The 25,866-nt window shown below is 48.4% G+C and carries 18 protein-coding genes; 7 read left to right on the plus strand and 11 right to left on the minus strand.

Annotated elements, in window-relative coordinates:
• Positions 1–81 precede the first annotated feature (81 nt).
• From J6I44_RS04215 to J6I44_RS04225, 3 genes are all read right to left on the minus strand, one after another.
• Entirely contained in the window at positions 82–753 is a 672-nt protein-coding gene (locus J6I44_RS04215) for a class I SAM-dependent methyltransferase (RefSeq protein ID WP_265764741.1), read from the minus strand.
• 450 nt (positions 754–1,203) lie between these two features.
• Positions 1,204–3,261, minus strand: a complete 2,058-nt coding sequence (locus J6I44_RS04220) for a ComEA family DNA-binding protein (protein WP_265764742.1) — start codon at positions 3,259–3,261, stop codon at positions 1,204–1,206.
• Positions 3,261–4,115, minus strand: a complete 855-nt coding sequence (locus J6I44_RS04225; protein ID WP_265764743.1) for a hypothetical protein — start codon at positions 4,113–4,115, stop codon at positions 3,261–3,263. The genes J6I44_RS04220 and J6I44_RS04225 overlap by 1 nt, the downstream gene beginning before the upstream one ends.
• Positions 4,116–4,151: 36 nt before the next feature.
• Here J6I44_RS04225 and porD point away from each other — a divergent pair, with 36 nt between their 5' ends.
• From porD to J6I44_RS04260, 7 genes are all read left to right on the plus strand, one after another.
• A complete protein-coding gene (gene porD / locus J6I44_RS04230) occupies positions 4,152–5,078 on the plus strand; it encodes a type IX secretion system protein PorD (RefSeq protein WP_265764744.1) in 927 nt (308 codons plus the stop codon).
• Positions 5,079–5,329: 251 nt separating this feature from the next.
• Positions 5,330–6,100 (plus strand): electron transfer flavoprotein subunit beta/FixA family protein, encoded by a 771-nt coding sequence (locus J6I44_RS04235; protein WP_265764745.1) that lies wholly within the window; start codon positions 5,330–5,332, stop codon positions 6,098–6,100.
• 113 nt (positions 6,101–6,213) lie between these two features.
• Positions 6,214–7,188, plus strand: a complete 975-nt coding sequence (locus J6I44_RS04240) for an electron transfer flavoprotein subunit alpha/FixB family protein (RefSeq protein ID WP_265764746.1) — start codon at positions 6,214–6,216, stop codon at positions 7,186–7,188.
• 105 nt (positions 7,189–7,293) lie between these two features.
• Positions 7,294–8,619 carry an FAD-dependent oxidoreductase gene (locus J6I44_RS04245; protein WP_265764747.1) on the plus strand — a complete coding sequence of 442 codons (1,326 nt, stop codon included), beginning with the start codon at positions 7,294–7,296 and terminating at the stop codon, positions 8,617–8,619.
• Positions 8,616–8,918: a ferredoxin family protein gene (locus J6I44_RS04250; protein WP_265764748.1), complete on the plus strand. Its 303-nt coding sequence runs from the start codon at positions 8,616–8,618 to the stop codon at positions 8,916–8,918. The genes J6I44_RS04245 and J6I44_RS04250 overlap by 4 nt, the downstream gene beginning before the upstream one ends.
• Positions 8,919–9,752: 834 nt before the next feature.
• Positions 9,753–10,904: an acyl-CoA dehydrogenase family protein gene (locus J6I44_RS04255; protein ID WP_265764749.1), complete on the plus strand. Its 1,152-nt coding sequence runs from the start codon at positions 9,753–9,755 to the stop codon at positions 10,902–10,904.
• Between the two features lie 273 nt (positions 10,905–11,177).
• Positions 11,178–12,392 carry an acyl-CoA dehydrogenase gene (locus J6I44_RS04260; RefSeq protein ID WP_265764750.1) on the plus strand — a complete coding sequence of 405 codons (1,215 nt, stop codon included), beginning with the start codon at positions 11,178–11,180 and terminating at the stop codon, positions 12,390–12,392.
• 345 nt (positions 12,393–12,737) lie between these two features.
• Here J6I44_RS04260 and J6I44_RS04265 read toward each other — a convergent pair whose 3' ends face one another.
• From J6I44_RS04265 to J6I44_RS04300, 8 genes are all read right to left on the minus strand, one after another.
• A complete protein-coding gene (locus tag J6I44_RS04265; protein ID WP_265764751.1) occupies positions 12,738–14,906 on the minus strand; it encodes an outer membrane protein assembly factor BamB family protein in 2,169 nt (722 codons plus the stop codon).
• Between the two features lie 32 nt (positions 14,907–14,938).
• Positions 14,939–16,693 (minus strand): carbon starvation CstA family protein, encoded by a 1,755-nt coding sequence (locus J6I44_RS04270; RefSeq protein ID WP_265764752.1) that lies wholly within the window; start codon positions 16,691–16,693, stop codon positions 14,939–14,941.
• A gap of 90 nt (positions 16,694–16,783) precedes the next feature.
• Positions 16,784–17,662, minus strand: a complete 879-nt coding sequence (locus J6I44_RS04275; protein ID WP_265764753.1) for a hydroxypyruvate isomerase family protein — start codon at positions 17,660–17,662, stop codon at positions 16,784–16,786.
• 173 nt (positions 17,663–17,835) lie between these two features.
• Positions 17,836–20,901, minus strand: coding sequence for a PVC-type heme-binding CxxCH protein (locus tag J6I44_RS04280; protein WP_265764754.1), 3,066 nt, complete (start codon positions 20,899–20,901; stop codon positions 17,836–17,838).
• A gap of 563 nt (positions 20,902–21,464) precedes the next feature.
• Entirely contained in the window at positions 21,465–22,463 is a 999-nt protein-coding gene (locus tag J6I44_RS04285) for an alpha/beta fold hydrolase (RefSeq protein ID WP_265764755.1), read from the minus strand.
• Positions 22,464–22,543: 80 nt separating this feature from the next.
• Positions 22,544–23,500 carry an alpha/beta hydrolase gene (locus tag J6I44_RS04290; RefSeq protein ID WP_265764756.1) on the minus strand — a complete coding sequence of 319 codons (957 nt, stop codon included), beginning with the start codon at positions 23,498–23,500 and terminating at the stop codon, positions 22,544–22,546.
• Positions 23,501–23,508: 8 nt separating this feature from the next.
• Positions 23,509–24,837, minus strand: coding sequence for a serine hydrolase domain-containing protein (locus J6I44_RS04295; RefSeq protein ID WP_265764757.1), 1,329 nt, complete (start codon positions 24,835–24,837; stop codon positions 23,509–23,511).
• 85 nt (positions 24,838–24,922) lie between these two features.
• Positions 24,923–25,813: an alpha/beta hydrolase gene (locus J6I44_RS04300; protein WP_265764758.1), complete on the minus strand. Its 891-nt coding sequence runs from the start codon at positions 25,811–25,813 to the stop codon at positions 24,923–24,925.
• Positions 25,814–25,866 lie beyond the last annotated feature (53 nt).

Consider the following 25,866-nt stretch of genomic DNA (forward strand, 5'->3'; position numbering starts at 1 on the left):
AGTTCTAAAGGAATTCTGTTCCTGAACAGCTTACTAAACGAGAGCAAAGCTCACTCAGAATTTAATAGGGGTTCTTGCTGATCAATCTATTTTTTCTAAAAGAAAGGTATGCATCGTAGAATTCGTAAATTGCTGGCGTACAATGCTCAAGTTGTTTGTTTGAAAAATACCTTCAAGGGTATTGGGTTTTCTACGGATCCGGCGAATTCCTTGCCGCTGGTTCTTTGGTAATAGCCAGTCAGGTAGGTTATTTCTGCACCTATACAAAAGGGTAGCCGGACGAGTATCAAACTGTAGCCGAGCCATCCCCTTTCCATTAGGTTTTAGGCAGGAGGCTATTTTTTTAATATACTTTCTGATGACCTCCAAATCAGGTATATGCTGAAACACCAGGTAGGAATAAACAAAATTAACAGGTTTCGTATGCCAAGGTTGATCGGGCAGATAAGTTTCAATGTTATCAACCCCAAACTGGTTGGCATGCTTTTCTAGTTGGGCCAGCATTGTGGGGGCCACGTCTACAGCTAAAACTTCATCAAATTCAACTGCATGTGGAAAGGTTAACCGACCCACTCCGCACCCAATCTCCAGAGCTCGTGCTGTTTCATCCAAACGGGGCAAGACTTCTTCCAGGCTTTGTTCAACGAATGACTGTCCGGAGTTAAAAAAATCTTTTTTGTTACCATTGAAATTCGTATCCACATAGCACTTCGCCTCTTCCCTGGCAAATTGTTCCCATTTGGGTTCTGGCATTTTTTGATGATCTATTTATAGCTCATTGAGTTATTAGAGATCAAACTAACAAAACGCATTTAGGGGTTAAAATCATTTTTTACCATAGTAGTCGTTTGGTTCTAAGAACAGAAACAGCATAGCTGGATATATCATCACTTCTCAAATATCCTACTGCAGCTGTGATGGGCCTCATCTCCTGGATGGCTTAAGACACGAGAGCAGAGCTCCCTCAAAACTTATGCAGGTTTATTTATTTCTCTGGCCCCTTTATAGTGCCCGGGAAATGGATAGACATGACAAATGCCCTACACCAAGTCTAATTCTTCTAAACCAACCTGTCATTACGAGGAGGAGCTTGCAACGACGAAGTAATCTCCCCGTAACGTTCTCTGTTTTCAGGAGATTGCTTCACTACGCTCGCAATGACATCAACGTTGATCGTTTCTCACAGCAATAAGACTGAGACAACTAAAACTTAAACCGAAGTTGAATGCCTATTTCACTTCGAAAATCTCCCTTTATTTGATTCAGTCCGCTACCGATCACCTGCTTATCTTCATACTTGGTAATCCCAATCTTAGCCCAGCCTTCCAGGAAGTCAAAGGGCTCATAGTTGAGCAGCAGGTACATCCGTTGTCCGCGATCATATAACATCTGGCTGGCAAAGACATAGAGCAAATCGTTCTCGTACTGATACACTCGGGCAGCATAACTATGGGTATCAAAGACAGAGATACGCGTATCGATTTTGAGGTTATCTTTCAGCAGTAGTCGCAAATCCTGATACAATAGGTAGCCGTTTTCAACCTGTTCTCCGGCCGCTCGACTCTGGACCCATTCTCCCCTTGTGCGTAATCGAACCCTATCATTCACCCAGTAGGATAAATTTGCCCTGAGGTTACTGCGCCGGGTGTTATCCAAAAGACGCTGCTGACGTCCCAGGGCGTCCGTTGCCTCATATTCATCTTCTTTGGTCTCACTTCGGAGCTGCACATAGAATTCCAGCTCCGGACTAACTTCCACTTCTGCCTTTCCCAGCCAGTCATATCCTTTGGTCGGCTGATGGGTGCCAAAACGCGGGGCGGGAAAACGAAACTGATCCATATACGCATGGAGCGTAACCTTGTCTCCGATGGTATGCTGTAGACCCAGATAAATACCTTCTTCGTTCTTGGGATTTCCTGAAACTTCTCCGAACCCGTTGCCCAAGACCGACTGAAAAGTTTTCTGATAATTACGATATGCAACGGCCATCTCGGTATCGGACCCCAGCGAACTTTCAATGCCAGTTACCCCTCCCAAACCTCCATTTCTGCTGCGGGCCACTTCTCCAAAAATCAGCACAGGACCTACAAGCAGGGTGTAATCGAAGCCAACTGTGGAGGTGGTTTCTCCTTCAAAATCATACCGCGCATAGGCCTGATCACTGGCTTTGATATAACGATCGAACCGAGTGCGGTAGCCCGTGGCTCCAACGATTCCAAAAGGGAATTCAAACTGCAGACGCCCTCCGTATAACATTTGTCCAAGATTTCCACGCTGCCCATGTTCTTTGTTCGTACGATGATATCCATCGGAGCCGGGATAGCGAACGGTATCAGGAGAAATAATGCTGGAACTTCGGTTTCGTGCGGAATAAAATCCTGTAATTTGGAACCGTCGGCCCACTGTAGCGGCAGCTCCACGATAGTAGTTGGTCTCTTGCGCAGAGGTATACGGCTTTATTCCTCTACCCTTGCGGTTCGCGGCCCCGATAACATCGCTTCCCTTTCCAAATACCCCACCATTCCACAATACCAATCCCTGCCCGAAGGACAGGCTGTAGTCGCCCACCGCAATCATTTGCAACAGCCCATTATCCTCGAGCGCTAAATGCCACGACTGATGATCAAAGCGCGCGGGGTTGGATAACTGTTCTCCCGCATCTTTTTCCTGGGTAAAATTCATGGAGAGATGGTCGCTTTGATAACCAAACCGCTGGTAATACTTCATAGGACTGCCCCGATAGCCGCCCTCTTCCGGTGGTTCAATATATCCCTGTCCTTTTTGCAAATCTTGTTGATAGCGACTAAATACTTGTAATTTTCCGTCGTTCGTCCAATACCGGGGATCTGAATACAGCGCCTTACTGAGCTCCAGTCCGCTGCCGATAGTCACATAGGGTTGCACCTTCTCGAAGGTTACCCTACCAATGCCCGACACTTCAGTCAGCTCGCCCAAGGTTTCAAAAGGCTTTTCTTCGGTCCGATAGTGGATGATAGCTCGGGCTGTCTTCAAATTTATTCCGGGGACTTCCCTAAGCTCATTCACATCCGCCCGATTAATATTGATAGGATTCGCCATCAATTCTTGCAGGAGCTGTATGAGCTGCTCGCTCCCCCTTTCGCCCTCTTCTATATCGAAGTCTTCCAGCGCCTGCTCCAGGTCTTCCTGCACCTGCGTCTGGGTAGAGTCGCGCTGTTGGGCAACCACGGCAGCGGGAATCAACCATCCAATGAGTGCTATGTGGATTAAAACAGAGCGCATTACCAGCTGATTTTAAAATCGATAGCCGGACTGTAGCCCAGCACGTTATTCTCATGACGCTGCACACCTACATTGGCACTCCAGAAAGACCCCAGGTATCCAAAGCCTGCTGAAAAGGATTGTGGGGAAGTAGTCACACCCGCACGTCCCATCAATCCACTGATAATACGCACTTCTATTCCCCCGCGATAAGCAATCGGGAAACGCACATCCTTGAACACTTCTGAGGTAAACAGGGCCACATCTGAAAGTTGATACGAGAGCCCGACACTTAGATTCCGTGGTAACTCCTCCTCATTGCGAGAGCCATAGGCTGGCTGGTTGACGTTGGTTGCTTTGGCAGCAATCCACAAATCGGAGACGATCGGTGCGGCTATCCCAACATCGAAGCCGAGAGCGCCTCCCGAACCGTATCCCCCACCCTGCACTACATGGCTGTAGTTGAAGACGATACCGTAATGAAATCCTGAGATCGCATTTTTATAGCCTACTCGTAATCGATTTTCGTTAAATAAATCGAAGCCATAACGATGTGCTCCGGCCGCTAAGACTCCAAAGTCGGTAGGATAGATAACGGTAGCGGCAACATCGGAGACCTCCGAGAGTCCATAGTAGCGCACCCCGAAGAATGAAACAGACGATTCCTCATCCGATATCATAGCAGGATTGGCAAATACAGACCAACTACTGTTCGGCAGCGCCGTGGTCGCTTGTCCTATTGCCAGCTCGCGTGCTCCCAGCACATCTTGTCCCAGGGCAACAACAGGAAAAGTTGTACTGAGAAATACCGCACTAACAAAAAGGATTAAAAACTTTCTTTGAGAATACCATTGGTTTCCTATAATATAATCCATAGATGAGTCTCTCTTGAGTTTAAAATAAAGGTGCTGATGAACTTTTTTCTCTTTTATAAGGATCGATTAGGCCTCGGCCTTCTTTTGCTCTCTCTTTGCCTTCTGTTATTTCCTATGCAAATGTATAGCCAGGAACTGGAGGCCGAAGTAACCGTCGATCGCAGCCAAATTAATAATACCTCTCTTACCGCTATTGATAATCTGGCTGAGGAAATCGAAACATATATCAATGAACATAACTGGATCAACGCCAGCTTTACCCCGCAAGAACGCATCGGCGTTGATATACAGATAACGTTACTGAGCGCGGACGACAATTTCAACTTTGATGCCCAAGTCGTTTTCCGCTCTCGACGCCCCATCTATAATTCAACGCGACAAACGGCCCTCTTTTTTTATAATGATGAGAACCTGAGCTTCAATTATACACCCAATCGCTCACTTGTCCATGACAAGCTGCAGTACGATCCGCTCACCAGTTTTTTTGATTTTTATGTTTACATCATTTTGGGATACGATTTTGACAGCTTTGAGGACTTGGGAGGCACCCTGCTTTTTACGGAAGCTCAGAAAATTGTTTCGCAGGCTCAATCCATCTCTGCTGCCGGTTGGGAACGCAGCGGAACGAATCGACGTAGCCGTGGTCAACTTGTTGAAAATTTACTGAGTCCCGCTTACGAGGGACTTCGTTCGGCCATCTATCAATATCACCGCCAGGGGCTCGACCAATTTATCAGCGATCCTGAACAAGCTCGAAAAGAAGTGCTACAAGCCCTCCAAAAAATACAAGAATCCAAACAAAATACGTCCGTCAACTTATTGTTCGATACCTTTTTTAACACCAAATACCGCGAAATTGCTTCCATCTTCGAAGATGCTGCCCCACAGGTTAAAGAGGAAGCCTTCAATCTGCTTTCCGAGATTGATCAGAGCCATCTTTCTTCTTACCGACAATTACAGTGAAGGCAGAAGGCAGAAGGCAGAAGGCAGAAGGCAGAAAAATGTTCTACCTATTCCTTGTCAAGGATTAATTTTCGCAATTCTATTCAACACTTCTTACTTCTCACTTTTTACTTAATACTTTATCCTGCCGTATGTCTACTGCTCTGTTGAACTGTTCACTGCCAGAAGCTCTACATTTTAAATCAGGTTTTGTATATTGATCAGCTGATAAGGAGATCTACTTCCATTCTAACCCAAAAACTATTCGCTGTATGAAATTTTATGTTTGTATTAAACAGGTTCCGGATGTGAATGCTCCCATCCAAATAAAAAATGGCGAACTGATCCAGGATACCGACCGTATGATCCTCAATGCCTATGATGCTTCTGCAGTTGAAGAAGCGTTGGTCCTGACCGAAGAACATGGCGGCGAGGTTGAAGTTGTGCTGGTTGGACCTGATAAAGCCACCGAAACCATTCGTAAAGCACTGGCCATGGGAGCTGACAAAGCGACCCATATCCGGACCAGTGGTGATGAGGCCTATGACTCAGCCAGTTATGCTCATATTTTGGCTACGTTCTTCCAGGATAAGGAGTACGATATCATTTCTTGCGGCAAGCAATCGCAGGATACGGATGCAGGTCTAACCGGCGGTATGCTGGCCGAACACCTCGATCTGCCCTATGCCACCAACGCGGTGGGACTTTCCATTGAAGATAGCAAGCTGATTGTAAAACGTCAGGGCGATACTGGCCAGGAAATGATTGCCCTACCTACTCCCAGCCTTGTCACATGTTCTAATGACATGAACGAGCCACGAATCCCCAGCCTGAAGGGTATCATGCAGTCAAAACGAAAGCCGGTAGAAAGTGTGGAAATTGCAGATTTGGATGTCGAAGAGAATAAGCTTAAATCAAAGACCAAGGTAACCGGCTATCGCGAAAAGCCAGAACGCGAGGCAGGACAAAAGTTTGAGGGCGAGCCCGAAGAAATAGCTCAAAAAGTGGCTCAACTACTCGACGAAGAGGCAAACGTTGTTTAAGTGAAACTTCGGATGTCAAATGTAAAACGACAAAATTATATTTCACATTTGCCATCTCCCGTTTGATCACCAAGGTTTAGAAGCGAAGAGTTTCAACTAAAAAATATTTCACCATGAGCACATTATTAGCACACATCGCCATTAGTGACGGAAAGGTTAAACGATCTTCACTGGAAGTTTTATCGCATCTCCGGCAGCAGGCCGACGAGCACGGCCATTCGGTAGCCGCGGTTATCATTGATCCGGATGCGGATAGCTATACCGGGGAAGTTCAAAAGTATGGCCCTTCCACCATTTATACGATTTCGGACTCTATTTTTGAAAACCATCGCAATACTCCACTGCTCAGGGCATTGAACAAAGTGATTGACGAAGTGGATCCGTATCTTTTTGCCTTCGCATCAACAGAAGGAACTAAAGATATCCTGGGAGCCTTGGCAGCGAATCAACAGGCGGCTGTTCTTTCGGACGTCTCCGCTTTTGAATTAACGGGCAACGGCATCACGGCTACCCGCCCGGTGATGGCAGCAAAGATTCTTTCTGAGAATGAAGCGGAGGGCGATCGTATTTTGGTCTCCGTTCGATCAGGCTCCTATGAGTTGCAGGAACAAGATACAGATGCCGAAGTGATAGCGCTTGATTTTAGTATGGAGGAAAGCGACATCAAGGCTAAGCTGAAAGAAATAATCGGTACCTCCGGGGATAAAATCGACCTTTCCGAAGCCGAAACGATTGTAGCAGCGGGACGTGGTGCCAAAGACGAGGAAGGACAAGAGCTGATCCAGGAATTGGCTTCTACGCTGAATGCCGGCATCGGGGCCTCGCGTGCGTTGACCGAAGCGGGCGTCATAGATCCCAGCCTCCAGATCGGTCAGACGGGCAAAGTGGTTTCTCCCCAGCTTTATATTGCCGTGGGCATTTCGGGAGCCATTCAGCACGTTGCGGGTATGGCCAACAGCAAGGTTATTGTAGCAATTAACAAAGATCCCGATGCCCCTATTTTTGATATTGCGGATTACGGCATCGTCGGTGACCTGTACAAAGTGCTGCCTCCGTTTATTGAAGAACTAAGGAAAATTAAATCATAGATTTTAATCTTAGCCAACTGCTGCTGCCTCCTTTTAAGAAATGGCAGTTAGCAGTATGTAGGAGGCAGTCTCCATACAATTTAAACTTACAGACTCAAAAATAACATGGATGAAAAGTTTGACTGTATTATCGTTGGAGCAGGCGTTGCCGGATTAGCAGCCGCCATGATTCTTGCACGTAACAACATGAAGTTCCTGCTCATCGAAAAGGGCGAGTTTGCAGGTTCCAAAAATGTGTCCGGCGGCGTGCTCTGGGGCAGTGACCTGGCGCGGCTGGTGCCGGAATACTGGCAGGAAGAAGACGGCGGCTGGGAGCGCTTCATCAATCACCGCCGGCTGACTTTTCTGGATGAACAGTCTGCTTTTTCCATCGACTTCAAGTCCTCTCACTTTAATGAAACGCCCTACTCCGGCGTGGTGGTGTTGCGTTCCAAATTCGACCGCTGGCTGGCGGAGAAAGTGCAAAATGCCATCGATGAAAGCGATTTCGCTATGGAGTCGTTTATTGCCACCAACATCAAGGTGGATGAGGTACTGATGGAGAACGACAAAGCGGTAGGCATCCGTACGGGTGAAGAAGAGTTTAGCGCCGACAGTGTGATCATTGCCGAGGGCGTCAACAACTTGCTTACACGACAAGTCGGGTTACAAAACGACTACGTGCCGGCTGACCACATCCTGACGGGCATCAAAGAAGTTATCCGCTTCGATCAAAAAGTACTGGAAGACCGCTTCCAGCTCAACGGGCTAAGCGGAATGTCAAACGAATTTGTAGGTTATGCTACGGACGGTGTGGAAGGCGGCGGATTTCTCTATACCAACCGCGATACTATCTCCCTTGGGCTGGTAGCTGGTATCAAAGATATGCGGGAGAAGGAGAAAAGTCCCCATGACCTGCTCAATAATTTCAAGATGCACCCCGTTATTAAAGACATCCTGCAGGATGGAGAAATCGTTGAGTATTCAGCGCATGCCGTATCCTCGGGCGATAAGCGCGTAATGCCCAGGGAGGTTTATAAAGATGGTGTTTTACTATGTGGAGAAGCGGCCAATCTGCTCATGAATGCCGGAAAAGCCATCCAGGGCATGGATTATGCCATGCGCTCGGGCATCCTGGCGGCAGAAACGATTGTAGAAGCAAAAGAGCAGGCTGACTATTCCAGCCAGACACTTAAGCAATATAAGCAGAAGTTGCAGGGAAGTTATGTAATGAAGGACATCAACAGTTTCCAGGATGCGGTACATATGCTGCATAACCCGACGATGTACCAGGATATGCCCAACCTGATTTGTGACTTTGGTCGCAAGTTCTTTACCATCGATAACGAGCCGACCAAAAAGTCGCGTAACTTGTTATCGGAATCGGTCAAGAAACATTCGTCGTATTGGGATTTAATGAAAATAGGATTTAAAGGAGCCAAATCGCTATGAAATTACTTAAACTTTCAGAACGACTGGGACTGGTCAGCTACCGTAACCAGGCAAAATCGGATATCAAGCCACATATTGTGGTGGATACGGATATCTGTAATTCTACCTGTCCCCATAAAGCCACAACCTATGTCTGTCCGGCCAACTGCTACACTATGGATGAAGATGGCCAGGTCCATTTCCAGGTGGAGGATTGCATAGAATGCGGCACCTGCATGTATGCCTGCGACCAGGGTGCCGTAGAGTGGAACTATCCCGATCCCGAAATCGGTCGCGGTGTGACCTGGAATTTTGGGTGAGAAAATTTGCAAAATAGACTTCTGGTCAGACTTTCTATACATCCCTCCCCGCCTCCGGCGGTACTCCCTTCAAAGGGAGACTTGGGATTGCTATTTGAAAAATTAATAGCGACAAAAAATTGTCGTGGGTTTCCTCCAACATGATAATAGACGACCCCTTGCGTTATAAGAATTGATTAATTAAATATTTAGCGGTTAAAAATGAGGGTTGCTCTCTTTGACCAGAGGAGCAATCTCCCTAAATCCTTCTTCTCCAAAGCTTGTCCCGAACACTTTCGGGGAGAGATTTTGTGGAAATAGTTCGGAAATCGTTCTACAGCAAGTATTTCAAGTAATGAGTTCCTCCTTGCATGTCCCGAGCTATTCGGGGGAGAAGGAGGACAAGAGGATTGACCAAATCCCAATGTCTTTTGCTATGAGTTTTGACCCTTAAGATTTTATATAAAATCTATGCTCTTGTCCATATCAACGCTCCCCCCCCATTGGTTTCAAAAGACCCCTGTTCTCATCCGAATTCTGGGGTTGAAGTCGGATGAGTAGACAAGGCGCTTTGCTATTCATCGGACGACAACCCCAGTCGCCCGATGAGGCACTATCCTGTGCCCTCCACGCGTTACCAATTGTACAAGGACCATCAAAATGCACCATTCTTGCAGGCCGAGGCTGACACATCCTACCCTACATATGGATGATACGAAGCCTACGTAAAGGTGATACGTAGGCTTCGTACACCTCGTTCTGGCACCTTAAGGTTCTATTAGCTTCCTTTCCCAATTTTCATTATGCTACCTAAACGCCAGCAAATTTCCATCCTAATACAAAGAGGGTCGTCTTATGGATTTTGAGCTATCGGAAGAGCAACAACTGATTCGTGACAGTATGCGAGACTTTGCCAAGCGGTACATCGCTCCTGACGTCAAGGAGCGGGATGCCAATAAAACATTTCCTTACGACCTCGTCCAACGACTGGCTGAGCAGGGATTCATGGGGATGGTTCACCCGGTTGAATACGGCGGCGGAGGTATTGATCACATCAGTTTCTGCCTGGCTATTGAAGAAATAGCACGATGGGATGCTTCGCTTGCCCTGACCGTGGCCTCTCATACCTCGCTTGGCTCCGGACATATCGAACTCGCAGGTACAGATGAGCAGAAAGAAAAGTACCTTACGCCCCTGGCAAAAGGTGATAAGCTAGCCGCTTGGTGTCTCACTGAGCCCGGCTCCGGGAGCGATGCCTCAGGCATGAAAACCACAGCTGAAAAAAAAGATGATCAATGGATTATCAATGGCTCCAAAATATTCATCACCCAGGGTTCGGTAGGTGATACCTATGTTGTATTGGCGAAGACGGATCCAAATAAAGGGACCAAAGGTATCAGCACATTTATTGTGGAGAGCTCCCGGGAAGGCGTACAGTCCGGTAGTAAGATGGAAAAACTGGGAATGAATTCCTCCGACACGACGGAAGTCTATTTCGAAGATGTGGAAGTGCCCGAAGAAAATCTCCTGGGCGCAGAAGGAAAAGGATTTATCGATACCATGAAAGTACTGGATGGCGGACGAATTGGCATCGGGGCGCTTTCGGTGGGCATTGCACGCGGAGCCCTGGAAGAGTCGATGAAATATTCGGGGGAACGCAAACAGTTCGGATCCCCCATCGGTGACTTCCAGGCCATTGAAGCCAAACTTGCCGATATGGCTACCGAAATTGATGCCGCTCGCTTTTTAGTACATCGCGCGGCATGGCTGAAAGATCAAGGGAAACCGTTTAAGCAGGCAGCCTCTAAAGCTAAGCTTTTTGCTTCTGAGCTGGCGGTCCGCGCCGCCGATAAGGCCGTACAAATTCACGGAGGCTATGGATATATCAAAGAGTATCATGTGGAGCGCTTTTTACGTGATGCCAAACTCATGACCATTGGCGAGGGCACCTCTGAAATCCAACGTATGATTATAGCCCGTGAGCTGAAGAAGGAGTTCTGGGGTTAGCAGTTAGCAGTTAGCAGTTAGCAGTTAGCAGTTAGCAGTTAGCAGTTAGCAGTTAGCAGTTAGCAGTTAGCAGTTAGCAGTTAGCAGTTACAGACTGTCCATTCCTACACTCCGGGTCAAGGATTAATTTCAAATTTCTAACCTCAAATTTCCAAACTCTAACTGCCATCCTTAAAACTTAACACTTCTTACTTAACCACTTTTTAAAAGTGTTGACCTTAGCCTGTCGACCACTTACCTTGCATCCAAAAATTAAGCACAAAATTATCGCCTATGTCCCATAATAGTTTTAACATAGATGATCCTCTACTGTTTGAATCTGAACTTTCCGAAGATGATCGTATGATCATGGAGACCGCTCGCGACTACGCTCAAAGCAAACTGGAGCCCCGGGCGCTGAAGGGAAACCAAGAGGAATATTTTGATCCTGCTATCGCCAAAGAAATGGGCGAACTGGGACTGTTAGGCTCCTACCTGGATCCCAAATACGGTGGCAGTGGGGCCAGTCAAACGGCCTATGGACTTATTGCCCGCGAGGTGGAGCGCGTGGATTCTGGCTATCGCTCGTTCATGTCGGTACAGTCTTCGCTGGTGATGTATCCCATATTCAAGTTTGGGACCGAAGAGCAGAAAGAGCGTTTTCTGCCTAAACTTGCATCCGGTGAAATGATTGGATGCTTTGGACTTACCGAACCCGATCACGGATCCGATCCGGGTGGGATGACCACGACTGCTACCAAAACAGACGGCGGCTGGATTCTCAATGGGGCCAAAATGTGGATCACTAACTCCCCAATTGCTGACGTCGCAGTGGTCTGGGCCAAGGCTAGGGAAAATAAAGATGATGAGGGTGTAATCCGTGGCTTCCTGGTGGAAAAAGATATGGATGGATTTAGTGCTCCGGCAACCAAATATAAAATGTCGCTTCGTGCCTCCGAGACCGGAGAACTGGTCTTTGAGGATGTCTTTGTGCCCGAAGAAAACGTTTTTCCGGATATCACCGGACTTAAGGGCCCTTTTACCTGCCTGAACAGCGCCCGGTACGGTATTGCCTGGGGGACCGTTGGAGCAGCAGAATTTTGTTATCAGAAAGCGCGGCAATATGTCTTGGAGCGAACACAGTTTGGCCATCCGATTGGTGCCAACCAGCTTCCACAGACGAAACTGGCAAATATGCTAACCGATATCACCCAGATGCAGATGTTGGCATGGCGATTAGGGAAACTTAAGGATGAAGGACGTGATCACCATTCCATGGTTTCACTGGCCAAACGCAACAACTGCGGCAAGGCACTTGAAATTGCCCGTACGGCCCGCGATATGCATGGTGCTAACGGCATTACCGGAGAATACCGTGTCATTCATCACATGATGAACCTTGAATCGGTCAATACCTATGAAGGCACCTTTGATATCCATGGCCTGATTTTGGGACGAGAGATTACCGATATCCAATCATTTGTGCCACGCGGTAATGACATGGATTAGAGGAAGGTTTCTTTTGTTCCCTTTGGTTATTATTTAACGTCTGCTCGATATAACCATGTAGCCCGGACATCTTGTCCGAGTAGTACCGCCGTAACTTCCGTGGATCATATCGGCCAGAATGGCCGATCTACATATTGTATCCAGCAAAACCACCTTATTTTGACTTATAAGAAATTGAAGGTAATAAATGGCTTTAAGGGCTTTGATATAGCGTAGCGGACTATAGTTGAGGAAGAGTCTCCCTCTCCCTGATTATCAGGGAGAGGAAAGGAGAGGGTTAACAAAGGGCAAGGAACCAACTACAGGCAGAAAAATAATCTTGCTGTTATCTCGAACTCACGTTACTTAACTGTCAGGCAAAGCGAAAGCTACATAAGCATCACCGGATTCTGCCCCCAGTTTACCGCCCCCGCAGGCGATGACAATGTATTGCTTGCCGTCTACTTCGTAGGTGCTGGGCGTAGCAAATCCGGCATATGGTAGTTCGGCTTCCCAAAGCAGATCGCCCGAATCCTTATCAAAGGCCCGAATCTTTTTGTCCAGGGTTGCGGCGATAAATACAACACCACCTTTGGTAACCACCGGTCCGCCATAATTCTCCGTACCCGTAGGGTCAATACCCTGCTCCCGGAGCTCTGGGTATTCGCCAAGCGGGACCTGCCATTCTATTTCGCCGTTATGCAGATTCACTGCATTCAGTTTTCCCCAGGGCGGGTTTATAGCCGGATACCCTTCTTTGGTCCGAAACTTCCGATACCCATTCAAGGTGTATCGATCTTGCCCGGCTGCCTCGCCACCCATTTCCGTTTTGTCTGATACTTGCTTTTCATCCACCTTAAAGTGGTCTTCTTTCAGGAGAAAATTCACCAGGGCCTTTTTGCGAAGCTCTGAAATTTGACTGAAAGCTGGCATCATTCCGCTTCCGCTGTTAACCAGGGCTAAAATATCATCCGGTGTACGTCGACTGGCTACTCCAACCAGGGAGGGACTTCTACCGCTGCCTTCCAGGTTGGCGCCATGGCAGGAAACACATGAATTCAAATAAACCTCTTTGCCCAACAGCCTTGACTTTGACAACGTTTTAGAGTCCTCCCCCGGCTTCTTGTCAATGACTTGCAAAATCCAGGGCACTTCGTTGGTGTTCACATATAGCATGCCGGTTTCCGGGTCAAAGGCACTGCCTCCCCACTCGGCTCCACCGTCGAAACCGGGGAACATGATATCCCCTTTTATGGAGGGAGCTTCGAACATATGCTGCGTTTCATAACTGCGAATCCGTTCCTTGATCTGCTGCTGTTCCTGCTTCGAAATGTATGGATTTACATCCTCCACGCTCATCTGCTGTCGTATCAGGGGCTCGGGCTTTACCGGGGCAGGCTGCGTGCGCCATACCTCTTCCCCCTCCAAATTCGTTTCGGTTGGAACCTTCCGCTCTTCGATTTCAAATAAAGGCTCCCCTGTTTCGCGATTAAAGAGCAGCACATAGCCGGTCTTCGTGGTTTGCGCCACAGCATCCACAGACTTCCCATCGTGATTTACCGTGACTAAGGTCGGTGGCGAAGGCAGGTCCCGGTCCCACAGATCGTGATGAACGGTCTGGAAATGCCACAGACGTTTGCCGGTGGAAGCATCAAGCGCCAGTAGCGTGTTGGCAAACAGATTCGCTCCCTTACGGTTACCACCATAAAAATCGGGTGAAGCCGAGCCAGTAGGCACATAAACAACTCCTCGTTCTTCATCGAGGGCCATACCCGCCCAGCTGTTGGCCCCGCCTATTTCTTTCCATGCCTCCGGGTTTTCCCAGGTATCATGCCCAAACTCTCCTGGCCGAGGAATCGTGTGGAAGGTCCACTCGAGTGCTCCGGTCTTAACATCAAAAGCCCTGATATCCCCCGGCCCCGCATCTGCTCCCTCGGAGAGCCGCGAACCGATGATGATAAGATCTTTATAAATGATACCGGGCGAAGTTGCCGAGATTGAAAAATCATCAAACTGCTCGCTATACCCTTTTTTTAAGCTGATGCTCCCTTCTTCTCCAAAATTTTTAACAGGATTTCCTGTTTCAGCATCCAGGGCATAGAGTGAAGAACCCGCCGCGAATAGGATACGCTTATCATCGTTCTCCTCCCAATAGGTAAGCCCCCGGCTGGTGTTAATGGATGGTGCTTCCTCCATATCTCCAAAGGGATTAAACATCCACCGTTCTTCTCCGGTCTTCGCATCCAAGGCAAAAGCTTTCATTTTTGGGGATAATCCGAATAATATGCCATCTATGACAACGGGATTCGTCTGTATTTGAGAGTAATCGCCTCCGGCATCGCCCGTACGGTAGGTCCAGGCTTTCTCAAGCTGTGTCACATTGGAACTGTCAATCTGAGTAAGCTCTGAGTAGCGATTCTGTTCCTTATTTGCTCCCCGCACTTCCCAGCTTGTATACGTACGGAATTTACTACAGCTCAGGAACACCAAGAGAACAACAAAGAAAGATAATGCTGATAGTCGACTTGTTTTCATATAACTCCTAAATTTATGAACTGATGAAAAGATCACTCAATAGTCACATGTTCCGGTTCAGAAACATCCTCTTCCTCACCAAATAAAATGCTGGCCGACTCGATAAGAATCCACAGGGCAAACCCAAGAATAACAGCGCCAAAGCTGAACAGCAGCAGGTGAGAATCGCCGGTACCGAGTCCCGACCATTCAAAAACAACCTGCTCGGTCATTGCCCATAAGGTCATCGCTAATAAAAAGATCATCGGCACGACTGTGTAGATGATCGGGCGCCCTCGTCGTTTGAGCCAAATCGTGATTAACAGGAAGCTGATGCCCGCCAGCAGCTGGTTAGACGTCCCAAACAGCGGCCAGAGCAGGTAGCCGCCGGAGCCGAATCCCTTGGGGCCTTCCGGAAGCAGCACCAGGGCCGCACTGGACAGAACAGCTACCGAGGTTGCCACATGCACCCGGGTTAACGATTTGATCTTATAGACTTCACCGAGCTCCGCAATAATATAGCGCATGAGACGCACTGAGCTATCGAGGGTGGTTGCCGCAAAACTGACGACAATGACCGCAATGATGGTCCGCGCCGCCTCAGCCGGAATGCCCACGCCGGTGGCCAGTTGTCCCGCTCCCTGGATAAAAGCATTCAAGCCATTGGCTCCCGCCGCCGAGAAGGAAGAGTAGGTGGAGGCAAAGGCCTCGCTGCCGGAAAAGAAGGTGGCAATTGCCAGGATGGTGATGATGGCCAGGGCACCTTCACCTACGGCCCCGAGATAGCCTACGAAACGCGCGTCCGTTTCCTTGTCAATCTGTTTGGAGGTCGTCCCCGATGCGACCAGTCCGTGAAATCCAGAGACGGCCCCGCAGGCAATGGTGATAAACAGCAGGGGGAACCAGGAGACATCATTGGCTCCGGCATTATGCATCGGGGCCGTGACCCCGGGGGCCATCACCATAAGTCCCAGGTATAAAATACCCAAGCCCAGGATAAGCTGTTGAGCGTTAATAAAGTCCCTCGGCTGCAGCAGCTTCCAGACCGGCAAGACCGAAGCAATATAGACATAGGTCATCAGCACCACGATCCAGATCAAAAAGGCCATGGAGGTGCCGTTTAAACCAAGCCAGAGAGCTGCTTCGCCGCCCCCGAAATAACGAACGAGGTCGATCTGCAGGACCGGCATATAGCTGGCCATCACCGCCGTGGCATACATGACCACTAATACGATAATAGAAGGAATCAGCATATTCCCCTGCCGTTTATAGGTGTAGTAGCCGATCCACACGGCCAGCGGTATCTGGATAAAAACCGACAGCACGCTGGCCGGAAAGGAGATAAACAGGTTCGAAATAACCCAGGCAAAGACCGCGTTAACCATGAGCACCAAAATCAGGATAATAAACAGGAACAGGATACGTCCCCGGCGGCCAATCAGCTGGTCGGCCATAGTGCCGATAGAACGCCCTTGATTCCGGATCGAAAGCACCATGGTCCCGAAATCATGCACCCCGGCGGCAAAAACCGTCCCAATCGCCACCCAGAGCAGCGCCGGCAGCCATCCCCAGTAAATGGCAATCGCCGGACCGACAATGGGCGCCGCCCCTGCTACTGAGGTAAAGTGGTGGCCCAGGACAATCCATTTGTTGGTGGGGACAAAATCCCGGCCATCCTCCAGTTCATGGGCCGGGGTCTCAAAATCCGGATCCAGCTGGTAGATCTTTTGTGCGATGAACTTTGAGTAGAAACGATAGCCCAGGAAAAAGATTACAAGTGATACGAATGCCAGCCAAATACTATTCATACAGAAATTATCCCAATCATTATTTATAAGGCTTTAGGTAACAAAATCATGGGCTTAATTTCAATGGTAAAATTGGTGACTGCTTAGTATTCAAACATCACATATTTCTACGCCTTGCTCCAGGGCCGCTAACTCATCATCCCAGGTAGGTATAAACTCCTGACCGATAAAGCCGGTGTACCCCGTTTCTAAAATAGCTTTCACGATAGCAGGATAATATAATTCTTGAGTTTCATCAATTTCATTCCGTCCGGGGACGCCACCGGTGTGGTAATGCGCAATATATTGATGGTTATCCCGAATCGTCCGGATGACATCGCCCTCCATGATCTGCATGTGGTAAATATCATATAACAGTTTAAATCGATCGGATTCAACCCGCTTGCATAGCTCAACGCCCCAGTTGGTATGATCGCACATGTAATCCGGGTGATCAATTTTGCTATTCAGTAATTCCATACACATCGTTACTCCATGCTCCTCTGCCGTACTCATCAGGCGATTCAGTCCCTTGGCACAGTTTTTAAGTCCCACGGCATCGTCCATACCGTTACGATTTCCGGAAAAACATATTATTTTATCCAGTCCGGCTTCGGCGGCTTGCGGAATTACTTCTTCATAGCTGGCAATCAATTCATCATGGAGGCTGGGGTCGTTGAAGCCCTCCGTTATCCCATTACCTGCTCCCCAGGGCATGGCGCAGGTCAATCCATGTTTTTTGAGCGTTGGCCACCCTTCTGGTCCTACCAGTTCGACCGACTTAAGCCCAATTTCTTTGGCTGCCTGACAAAATTCATCCAGCGGGATATCTTCATAACACCATTTACAAACCGAATGGTTAACGTTTCCCTTTAGTTCTTGATTAATAATTTCTTCCGTCTTCTTGATACTGCCAAGCCATCCGGCAACCGACCCTGAACCCAGGATAGCCCCCATTTTCTTAAGTGCATTTTTACGCGAAATATTCATATTCTTATCTCTTTTTATAGTTAAAAGGGAGCTTTGCAAAACTTAAGCTGTCATCCTTCCCAAATGATCGGGATCAGAATCTCTGCTTAAATGCTGACAAATGTTTATAAGATTCTGAAACGAGTTTAGAATGACAAGATGGATTGGTTTTGCAAAACCTTCAAAACATTCTATTAGTTTAAAGATGAAAGATATTCAACCAAATCAATCAGCTCTTGTTCACTCATCCCCGCTTCCAGTCCATCGGGCATGAGTGACTGATTCATCTGGGTGCGCGAAGCTATTTCTGATTTTTTATAGGTTGTTGTATTACCTCCCGGGGTTATCAATACGACTTCGGATGCCGTCTCACTTTGGATGATCCCCGCCGCTTTGGCTCCATCGTTAAACTCCAGGATGTATCCTTCATATCCAAAACTGATGCCGCTGTTGGGATTTAAAATCGCATCATACAATCCCTCTTTGGGCAGCTTCGATCCTATTTCTGAAAGAGCCGGCCCGAAAGCCGTGCCCTTGCCATTCACCTGGTGACAAATCTGGCAAGCCTGTTCGAAAGCGGTTTGCCCCTCCTCTGCTACTCCTTTTTGTGAGGCGAGTTCAGCAATGGGCGGCAAATCTGCTTGCTTATTTTGACCTCCCCCCGATAAACTTTTTGCCACCTGTCGTACATCTCCCGACCAGGAATCCGAAAGGGCTTCGGACGTAGCTTCATGCAGAGGCTCAGATATTACTCCGCTTTTGACGAGTTCCACCAGCTTTTGCTCGCCGCCCCACCCGGATCCTAAAGCCTTGACCGCATGACGTCGCATATTCAACTCCTTCTGCTCATCAAGAATAAAACCTTGCAGGATAGCTATGGACTCCGATCCCGATGTATTGCCCAACGCTTTAAGAATAGTCTTTCTATCTTCATTACTACTATCATTCAAGTGCTTTTCGACCAGTAATTTCCCATCCAGCCGAAGTAACAAATAGGATGCCCGGGTCCCTAATCCACTATCCGGGTAGGTTGTCATCAGCTCAAAAAGCTCTTCCTGCTGGGTATTAAGTTCGAATTTTTCCACCAAATCCAGATACTGTTGCGTACCTTGCACCTTTTGGAGCGCTTCTTCCAGTGCGACCTGCACTTTATTATGCTCCAGCGAAGAAGGTCCCAGCTGTTTAAGTGCCATTGTATTCAACGCTTGCTGGTTGGGCAGCCCTGCATCCAGGATACCAATAAGCTCCTGTTCTTTTTGGGGAGACTCCTCATGAAAGTGAAAGGCCCGAAAATATCGCTCTTTTTCCTCAGTAGAAGAATCTTTTACAATCTCAGCTAAAAGAGGTAAAGCTGCCTCAGTCCGTGCCCGCCAAACGATATCCCGCCCAGCAGCGGTATTCCACTCATCTCCGACCTGCTCTTTCCATGCCCCAAAAAAGCGTTCCCATTGACTGGCTGCCCCAACGCCGAGTGCTTCCACGTACCACCGATCCTTACCATCATGCTGAGCTGCCAGCCGCGCCCACAACTCCGCTGCCTGTGAAGACTCATTGCGATGCAGGGTAATAGCTGCTTCACGCCACACCTGGGCTGATGGATCATCCACCAACTGCTCAATTAAGGGAATAATATTCATATCCAATTGTCGGGCAGCCCGGAGCGCGGTAATCCGAATAGCAGGATTGGTGTCAGAAAGTGCTTCTTCGATGTAATCATTTCCTTTGTCTTCAATCTTGCTCAACAACCAAAGCGCGCGTGCCCTGTACCGTGGATTATCCGAATTCCAGAGCTCAGCCAGCGCCTCTTCAGCATCGCTTCCCCATCCATGCAACTTTAGCCAGGCCCGTGCCCGCCGGTTCATATTCGGACTTTGCAATGCTTCGACCGCATCTGCGGGTGAGCTCAAATCGAATGACGGCACCTCATACTCCACTCCTTCCGGGGCAATACGGAAAATACGTCCCCTTTGTTGGTCTCCCATTTGGTGTCCGCCTACGCCGGGATCATACCAATCAGCTACAAAAATAGATCCATCCGGGGCAACGGTCACATCCGATGGACGAAACCACTGATCTTTGGCCCCTTTTAGGATATTTTCAATCTGTGCAGAATAACCTGCTCCATCCTTTTCCACCGGGTAAGATCGAATAATATTGGGACCGGCGTCGGCATGAATCATCTCATTCTGGAAAACTTCCGGTAAAAGCGTGCCTTCATAAACCGCAATTCCAGTGGGCGATCCTGCGCCGGTCTGTAATAAATTGGGAATAGAGCCCGGATCATTTTGATACCAATGCCGGGTGGGAATATCATCTGCCATGCCCGTTCGTCGTGAACGCCAGCCAGCACCCGTTACCTCGTCAGTATAACCGTAATTGCCATATTCCATCACATAGTTGATGCGCACGCCTTTGTTGCCATCGTCATCGTTATCAGACTGCCACAGGGTGCCATACGAATCTACCGCCACTTCGTAGTTATTCCGGAAGTTATGGGCCAATACCTCTACCTTACTCCCATCCAGATTACTACGGAAGACCATCCCCTGCCGGTAGGGATTGCCACCGGTCTTTACCTCATTTCCGAATACATCTGTTATAACGTTCCCATTGGCATCTTTTAGCACTTTTCCTTCGTTACCCATGTTGAAGTACAGCTTGCCATCCGGGCCAAATACAAACGCATGGACGGCATGGTCGTGCTGCTCGCCCTCTATGCCACTAAATAACACTTCTTTCTTGTCGGCTTTATCATCGCCATCCGTATCTGTAAAGACAAAGACGTCCGGACTTCGAGATACAATGACCCGGTTATCCAGCACCATAATCCCCAAAGCCGCATTAATATCATTACCCTGGTAGAACACGGTACTTGTGTCGGCCTTGCTGTCTCCATCGGTATCCTCCAAGACAAGAATACGATCTCCGTCCGCTTTGGTAGGATTATCCGGGTTTAGAGAAGGACGATAATTGTATCCTTCGGTCACCCAAACCCGACCCTGCGCATCGATGTCCATATTGGTGGGATTCACCAGCATATCATCGGCTGCGAAGAGCGTGGTTTCCAGTCCATTATGAGTTTCCAGTCCATCCAATGCATGCTCGGCACTGCGCTTTTCCTGATCGCTAAGCTTGTCATAGGAATCGTCTGCTTGTGATTGGCAGCCATTAATTGAAATAAAGAAAGCAACGAGTATTATTATAGGGAAGGAGATACGGCAGGAGGCACTACATAGGAACGAATATTTGTTAGCTGGCATGCTGAATTAAGTCAAAAAGTTAGGAATACTGTCCATTAAATGTCATATATACAATTATTTTTAAAACTAACGCATTTTTTTTGTGAAATGTGAAACCAATCCCTCAACTTTTTTATTCTCACCCTTATTTTGGAGGGAAGTAACTTTAGGCTAAATAATTAAACATATCTTTCTAAAAATTGCATAACACAGAATAGAATATCAGTATCAAAGATTATCAATATTCAAATGCACATTATTTATTAGAGAACTATTTACTTATTCGGCCATTGGGTTTCTATTTCCTGGGAACGGATGAATCGCTGAAAACCCTGAAGCTTTTTTTATTTGCCAGTACTTCTTTGGGAAACACCTTATTATGTAAGAAAAGGTAGCCAAAAGTACTGCGGCCTCACCGATGCTCCGCTATGGACGGTTGAAAAATAGAACATTGAAATAGAACAATGAGTTTAAGTTGGTCGTTCTAAGGACGAAGAATTTAGTATTCTTTGAAGAGGCCTGGAGCAATAACAAAAAGTACCGCGAAAGAGCTACGGTACCTAATGTTAAAAATGTGTTGCTATTTAGAGATCAGACAGAAACGCTGTAACCTCCTCTACGGTGCGCCTTAGCTCATCGTGGTGCAAATTGTGGCCGGCTCCATCAATATGCACGAGTTCACCGTCCTGCATCACGCTGACCGCTTCTTTGTGGGTTTCACGATCCTGCTGGGAGGCGTCTGCTTTCAGAATGAGAGAAGGTACTTGAATTTCTGCCAGTGAATTTCCCGTCCGCATGGTGCCCGACATCGCCTGCCACTTCTGGCTGCTGTAGGCGCCGTGATACTGCTTTTTCGAGAGCGCCCAATAGTGGCAATCCATCATCGCCCATTTGCTGTTCTGCCGCTGGCATAACGCTACGAGGTCCTCAAAGCTGTAGTTGTTCTGTGCAACCAGCGATTCCGGCGAACCAAACATGCTTACAGAAAGTTGATCCGGATTCTGTGGAGGACTGGGTGGACCATCGCGCTCCTCACGCTCTTCGGTTTCTTCATCATTGACCTGCTCCTGATCTTCATCGTCATCCTGCCCGCCGGGACCTCTTCCCAGGCCGGGATCAAGCATAACGATTGCCTCTGCCAGCTCGGGATACTCAGCTCCTACTCTCATAACCGTGGCCGCTCCCATAGAATGGCCCATCAGGATCGGTTTTTCAAATCCCATCTCATCCACGAAGGCCACTACGTCTTTCACCAGGGTGTCACCGTCGTCGGCAGTCGTGAATGGATCCGACAGACCGTGTCCGCGGGTGTCTACCATAAAAATGTTATAATCATCCTGCAACTCCCATGTCAGTGTGCTCCAGCAGAGACCGTTATCCGTAACGCCGTGAAACATCACAATTGTAGGTTTTTCCGGTGCCGGAACGGCCTGGTAATAGTGCATACGAATTCCGTTCGCGTACACGTAGCCATCCGACCAGCCCGTCGGCTTATCGGCTGGCTGGGCCGTTGCCAACGACGGCAGCAGAAGCAGAACACAAAATACTTGCAGATAGATCAATATCGATCCTCTTTTACTCATAATATTTATTCCCATTTTATTTCTGATTTAATGATTGTATAAACGTACAGTGTTTTAACACGTTTAGTGGTTAAAAACAGTTAATCAATATTCTTTTTGCGTATCTCTGTCCATTTGCTGTCGGCTTTTTCAAAACCGGTTGGGTGCCCTTTAAAGAGTTGGGCGGCCTCGGTATCTCCTTTCATTTGCCATTGCATCCACCCAACGCCGAATTCACCATATACTCCACCGTTCTTTTCGTGGAAGGTACCGCCGTGCGGGTTCTCCGGGATTGCACATACTGCAAAGAAAGCCGGGGCATCTTTCACCTGCTGGTAATCGCTCAGTGAGTTGGGTAGCAGGATATCCTTTTCGGCCACCACATAGGCAACGGGAATGTCCAGGGTAACGGCGTAGGCCTGTGATCGCCACATGTCATCATCGGGAGTAGCCCAGCGACCATCACTGGCCGTTTTCCCCTTTTCCGTTTTAACCAACGCCCCGCTGTTCCAGAACAGGATGGTGGTCACCCGTGGATCATGGGTTAGCTCCATCACCAGGCTTCCCCCGCATGAATGTCCCATCAGGGCCACATTCCCGATATCGATTTTGCCGAAATACTTGCTCGTGTTACGGCTGTTCTCGGCAAAGGCCCAGTCAATGGCGGCGAGCAGATCCTCCGATTTATTATGGTACAACTCGGCCCTGGCACCTTCCGGCACCGGGAGCCCAGCGGCCACCACGAGATAGCCATATGAGGCCAATTCCGTAAAAAATGGCCGAAATGAATCCCCATCGTTATCGCAGCCCGGACCTGACATGATCACCACAGGCAGTTGATCTTTGGATGGGAATCCCGAAAGGTCCTCTGGTCGATAGACCGTATGCTCAGGAAGGGTGCTATCAACTTCCATGATGACTTCATAAGGTCCAGTGGAATTGCCCCATGCAGGGTCATCATCCGAGTTGGCTTGTTGAAGGGCCATCCCATTCAGTACAATACAGCCCCAAATGATGAAGAATGTCGTAGATAGAACAAGGATTTTTCTGAATGTCATCCTAAAATCTATTCTTCAAAAAGTTGATATGCTTTGCTCAAGAACTCTGAATACGGGGAATCGCGGCGGGGCATGTTCAGGTAGAACAGGGCAACCATATTGTTCGCAGGATCGATAATATACTGCGTGCCATATAGCCCACCCCAGGCGTATGCGGTGTTTGAAACTTCGGGGGCCGGCTTCTTCTGTTCGTTGTAAAGCTCAAACCCGAGCCCAAACTGAAAGCCCTCTCCGCCGGAATTCACCTCAGGCAGCTGGTTGATTGTTGTCATCTGCTCGATGGTCTCTGGCTGCAATATGCGCTGTCCGTTAAATTCACCTTTGTTAAGCAACATCTGGCAGAATTTGGCATAATCCTCGATCGGGCCGTTCAGACCAATTGCACCCTCCACGTAGGTCTGCTTATCGCTGACGGTCGCCTCACTGAACCGATTCGATGCGGGTTCCAGCTCCCCATCAACGGCACTGTAAGCCTTCACAAAGCGATCGAGTGCCGCCGGGTCGTCATAGTACCAGTCCGTCTCATCCATGCCGAGCGGATTCAGCACCGTCTCTTTTACGTATTCACGCAGCGATTGGCCGGAGATACGCTCAATCATATAGCCCAGCATATTCGTGCTGATGTGATAGCTCCACTCCGTTCCCGGATCGAAGCCGAGGGGATATTCCGCCAGGGCAAGCATCTCATCTTCGAGGTATCGCGACTCAGGATCTGCGCCACCGCTGCGCTGACCGGCAGGAGTATCATCCGAGCTCGCATTTTCAGACTCCCGGGCCCTCTGCATCTCTACACGGCGAATCTCGCCGACGGGGCCGGCATTTAGTCCCGATGAGTGCGACATCAGGTGGGCAAAGGTCATCGGCGACTTAACGGGACGTGTTTCGTAGGTTCCGTCCTCACTGACCGACGTCACCATCTGGTCAGGAATTTCGGGGAAGTAGTCCGAAACAGGGTCATCCACGGCCACCAGCCCCTGTTCCACCAGCGTCATAAATGCAACGGTTACCACCGCTTTGGTTTGTGAAAACAGGATATAGTAGTCGTCAACGGTGGCAGGCTCCCAATTCTCGATATCCTTCCACCCAAACGCCTTGTGATAGACCACATCGCCACCTTTGGCTACAAACGTAGCCACACTACTGACCCTCTTCTGGTCCACGTAGGACTGAAGCAGGGAATCCAGACTCTTCACTTTTTCAGCGCTGGTACCAGCGTTCTGCAGGTTTACATCGTGATTAAATTGCTCGGGTACTTCAGCGGTCTCCGTATTACTGCTGCACCCTAACACCAACAATACGGCAGTAATACATATTGTATATAGGAGTATTCTCTTCATTTTTATCTCTGTATTGATTATTTAATAAAATTTATCTGTCATAAAAAGAGGCGGCATCTCTACCGCCTCATCTTTATAATTATATTTACTGTTCCCCCGGGTTCAGGTGTTTGGCAAAAAACTCCTCCAGTGCGGGTTCGGTAACGTCGAGCTGTTCGTTATAGGCCACCCCATGTGCCCCTTCAAGTTCCATATATTTGATATCTGCTCCCACATCTTTCATCTTTTCCACAAAATCGTTGGTCAGCTCAGGACGAACGACAGGATCTTCGGTACCCTGGATAAGGAATAGCGGTGGATGATCACCCGAGATATATCCTATCGGCCACCACTCCTCTTTAGCCATCGGCGTATCACGTCCTAATTCAGTGGGAGGCGAACCGGCGGCCGCTACGTTGACCATACTGGAATACTCGTTCCACCCTTCCCCTTCCAGTCCGGCTGATTCCGGAGCCATCGCCAGCATCAAGGCCAGGTGTGCACCTGCCGAGTGACCATACGCCCCGATTCGGCCGGGATCGATCTGGTACTGGTCGGCATGGGCGCGCAGCCAACGAACGGCAGTCTTCACATCTTCAATACAGGCTGGGAACTCTGCTTCATCTAACAGACGATAGTTGATATTAATAGTGACATATCCTTGCTGGGCATAATCGACCATCATCTTCTGGTAGACGTCCACTGATTTTGAACCGCCTTTCCAGCCGCCGCCGTGGACGATCACGAGTGCCGGACGAAGCTCGCTCCCGAAATTAGCCGGCATCGCCAAGTCAAGCTTCCATGCCTCGCTGTCTCCCTCTTTATAGCGGATATCCTCAGTCACCGTAATTGTTTTTTGGTCTGTATCGATCATACTATTAACCGGCCCTTCTAAGGACTGTCCTATGCTACTGCCAGTAACAGCAACGACGATAAACATTGCCAGTAACAGAGATAAAGCGCCTCTTTTCACATATTCCATTCTAATTGCTTTCATTACTTTTAATGGTTTATTGAAGGTTTGCTTAGGTATTAAAGCTAATATGACAA

Source organism: Fodinibius salsisoli (genome assembly GCF_026229185.1).
Lineage (GTDB): Bacteria > Bacteroidota > Rhodothermia > Balneolales > Balneolaceae > Fodinibius > Fodinibius salsisoli.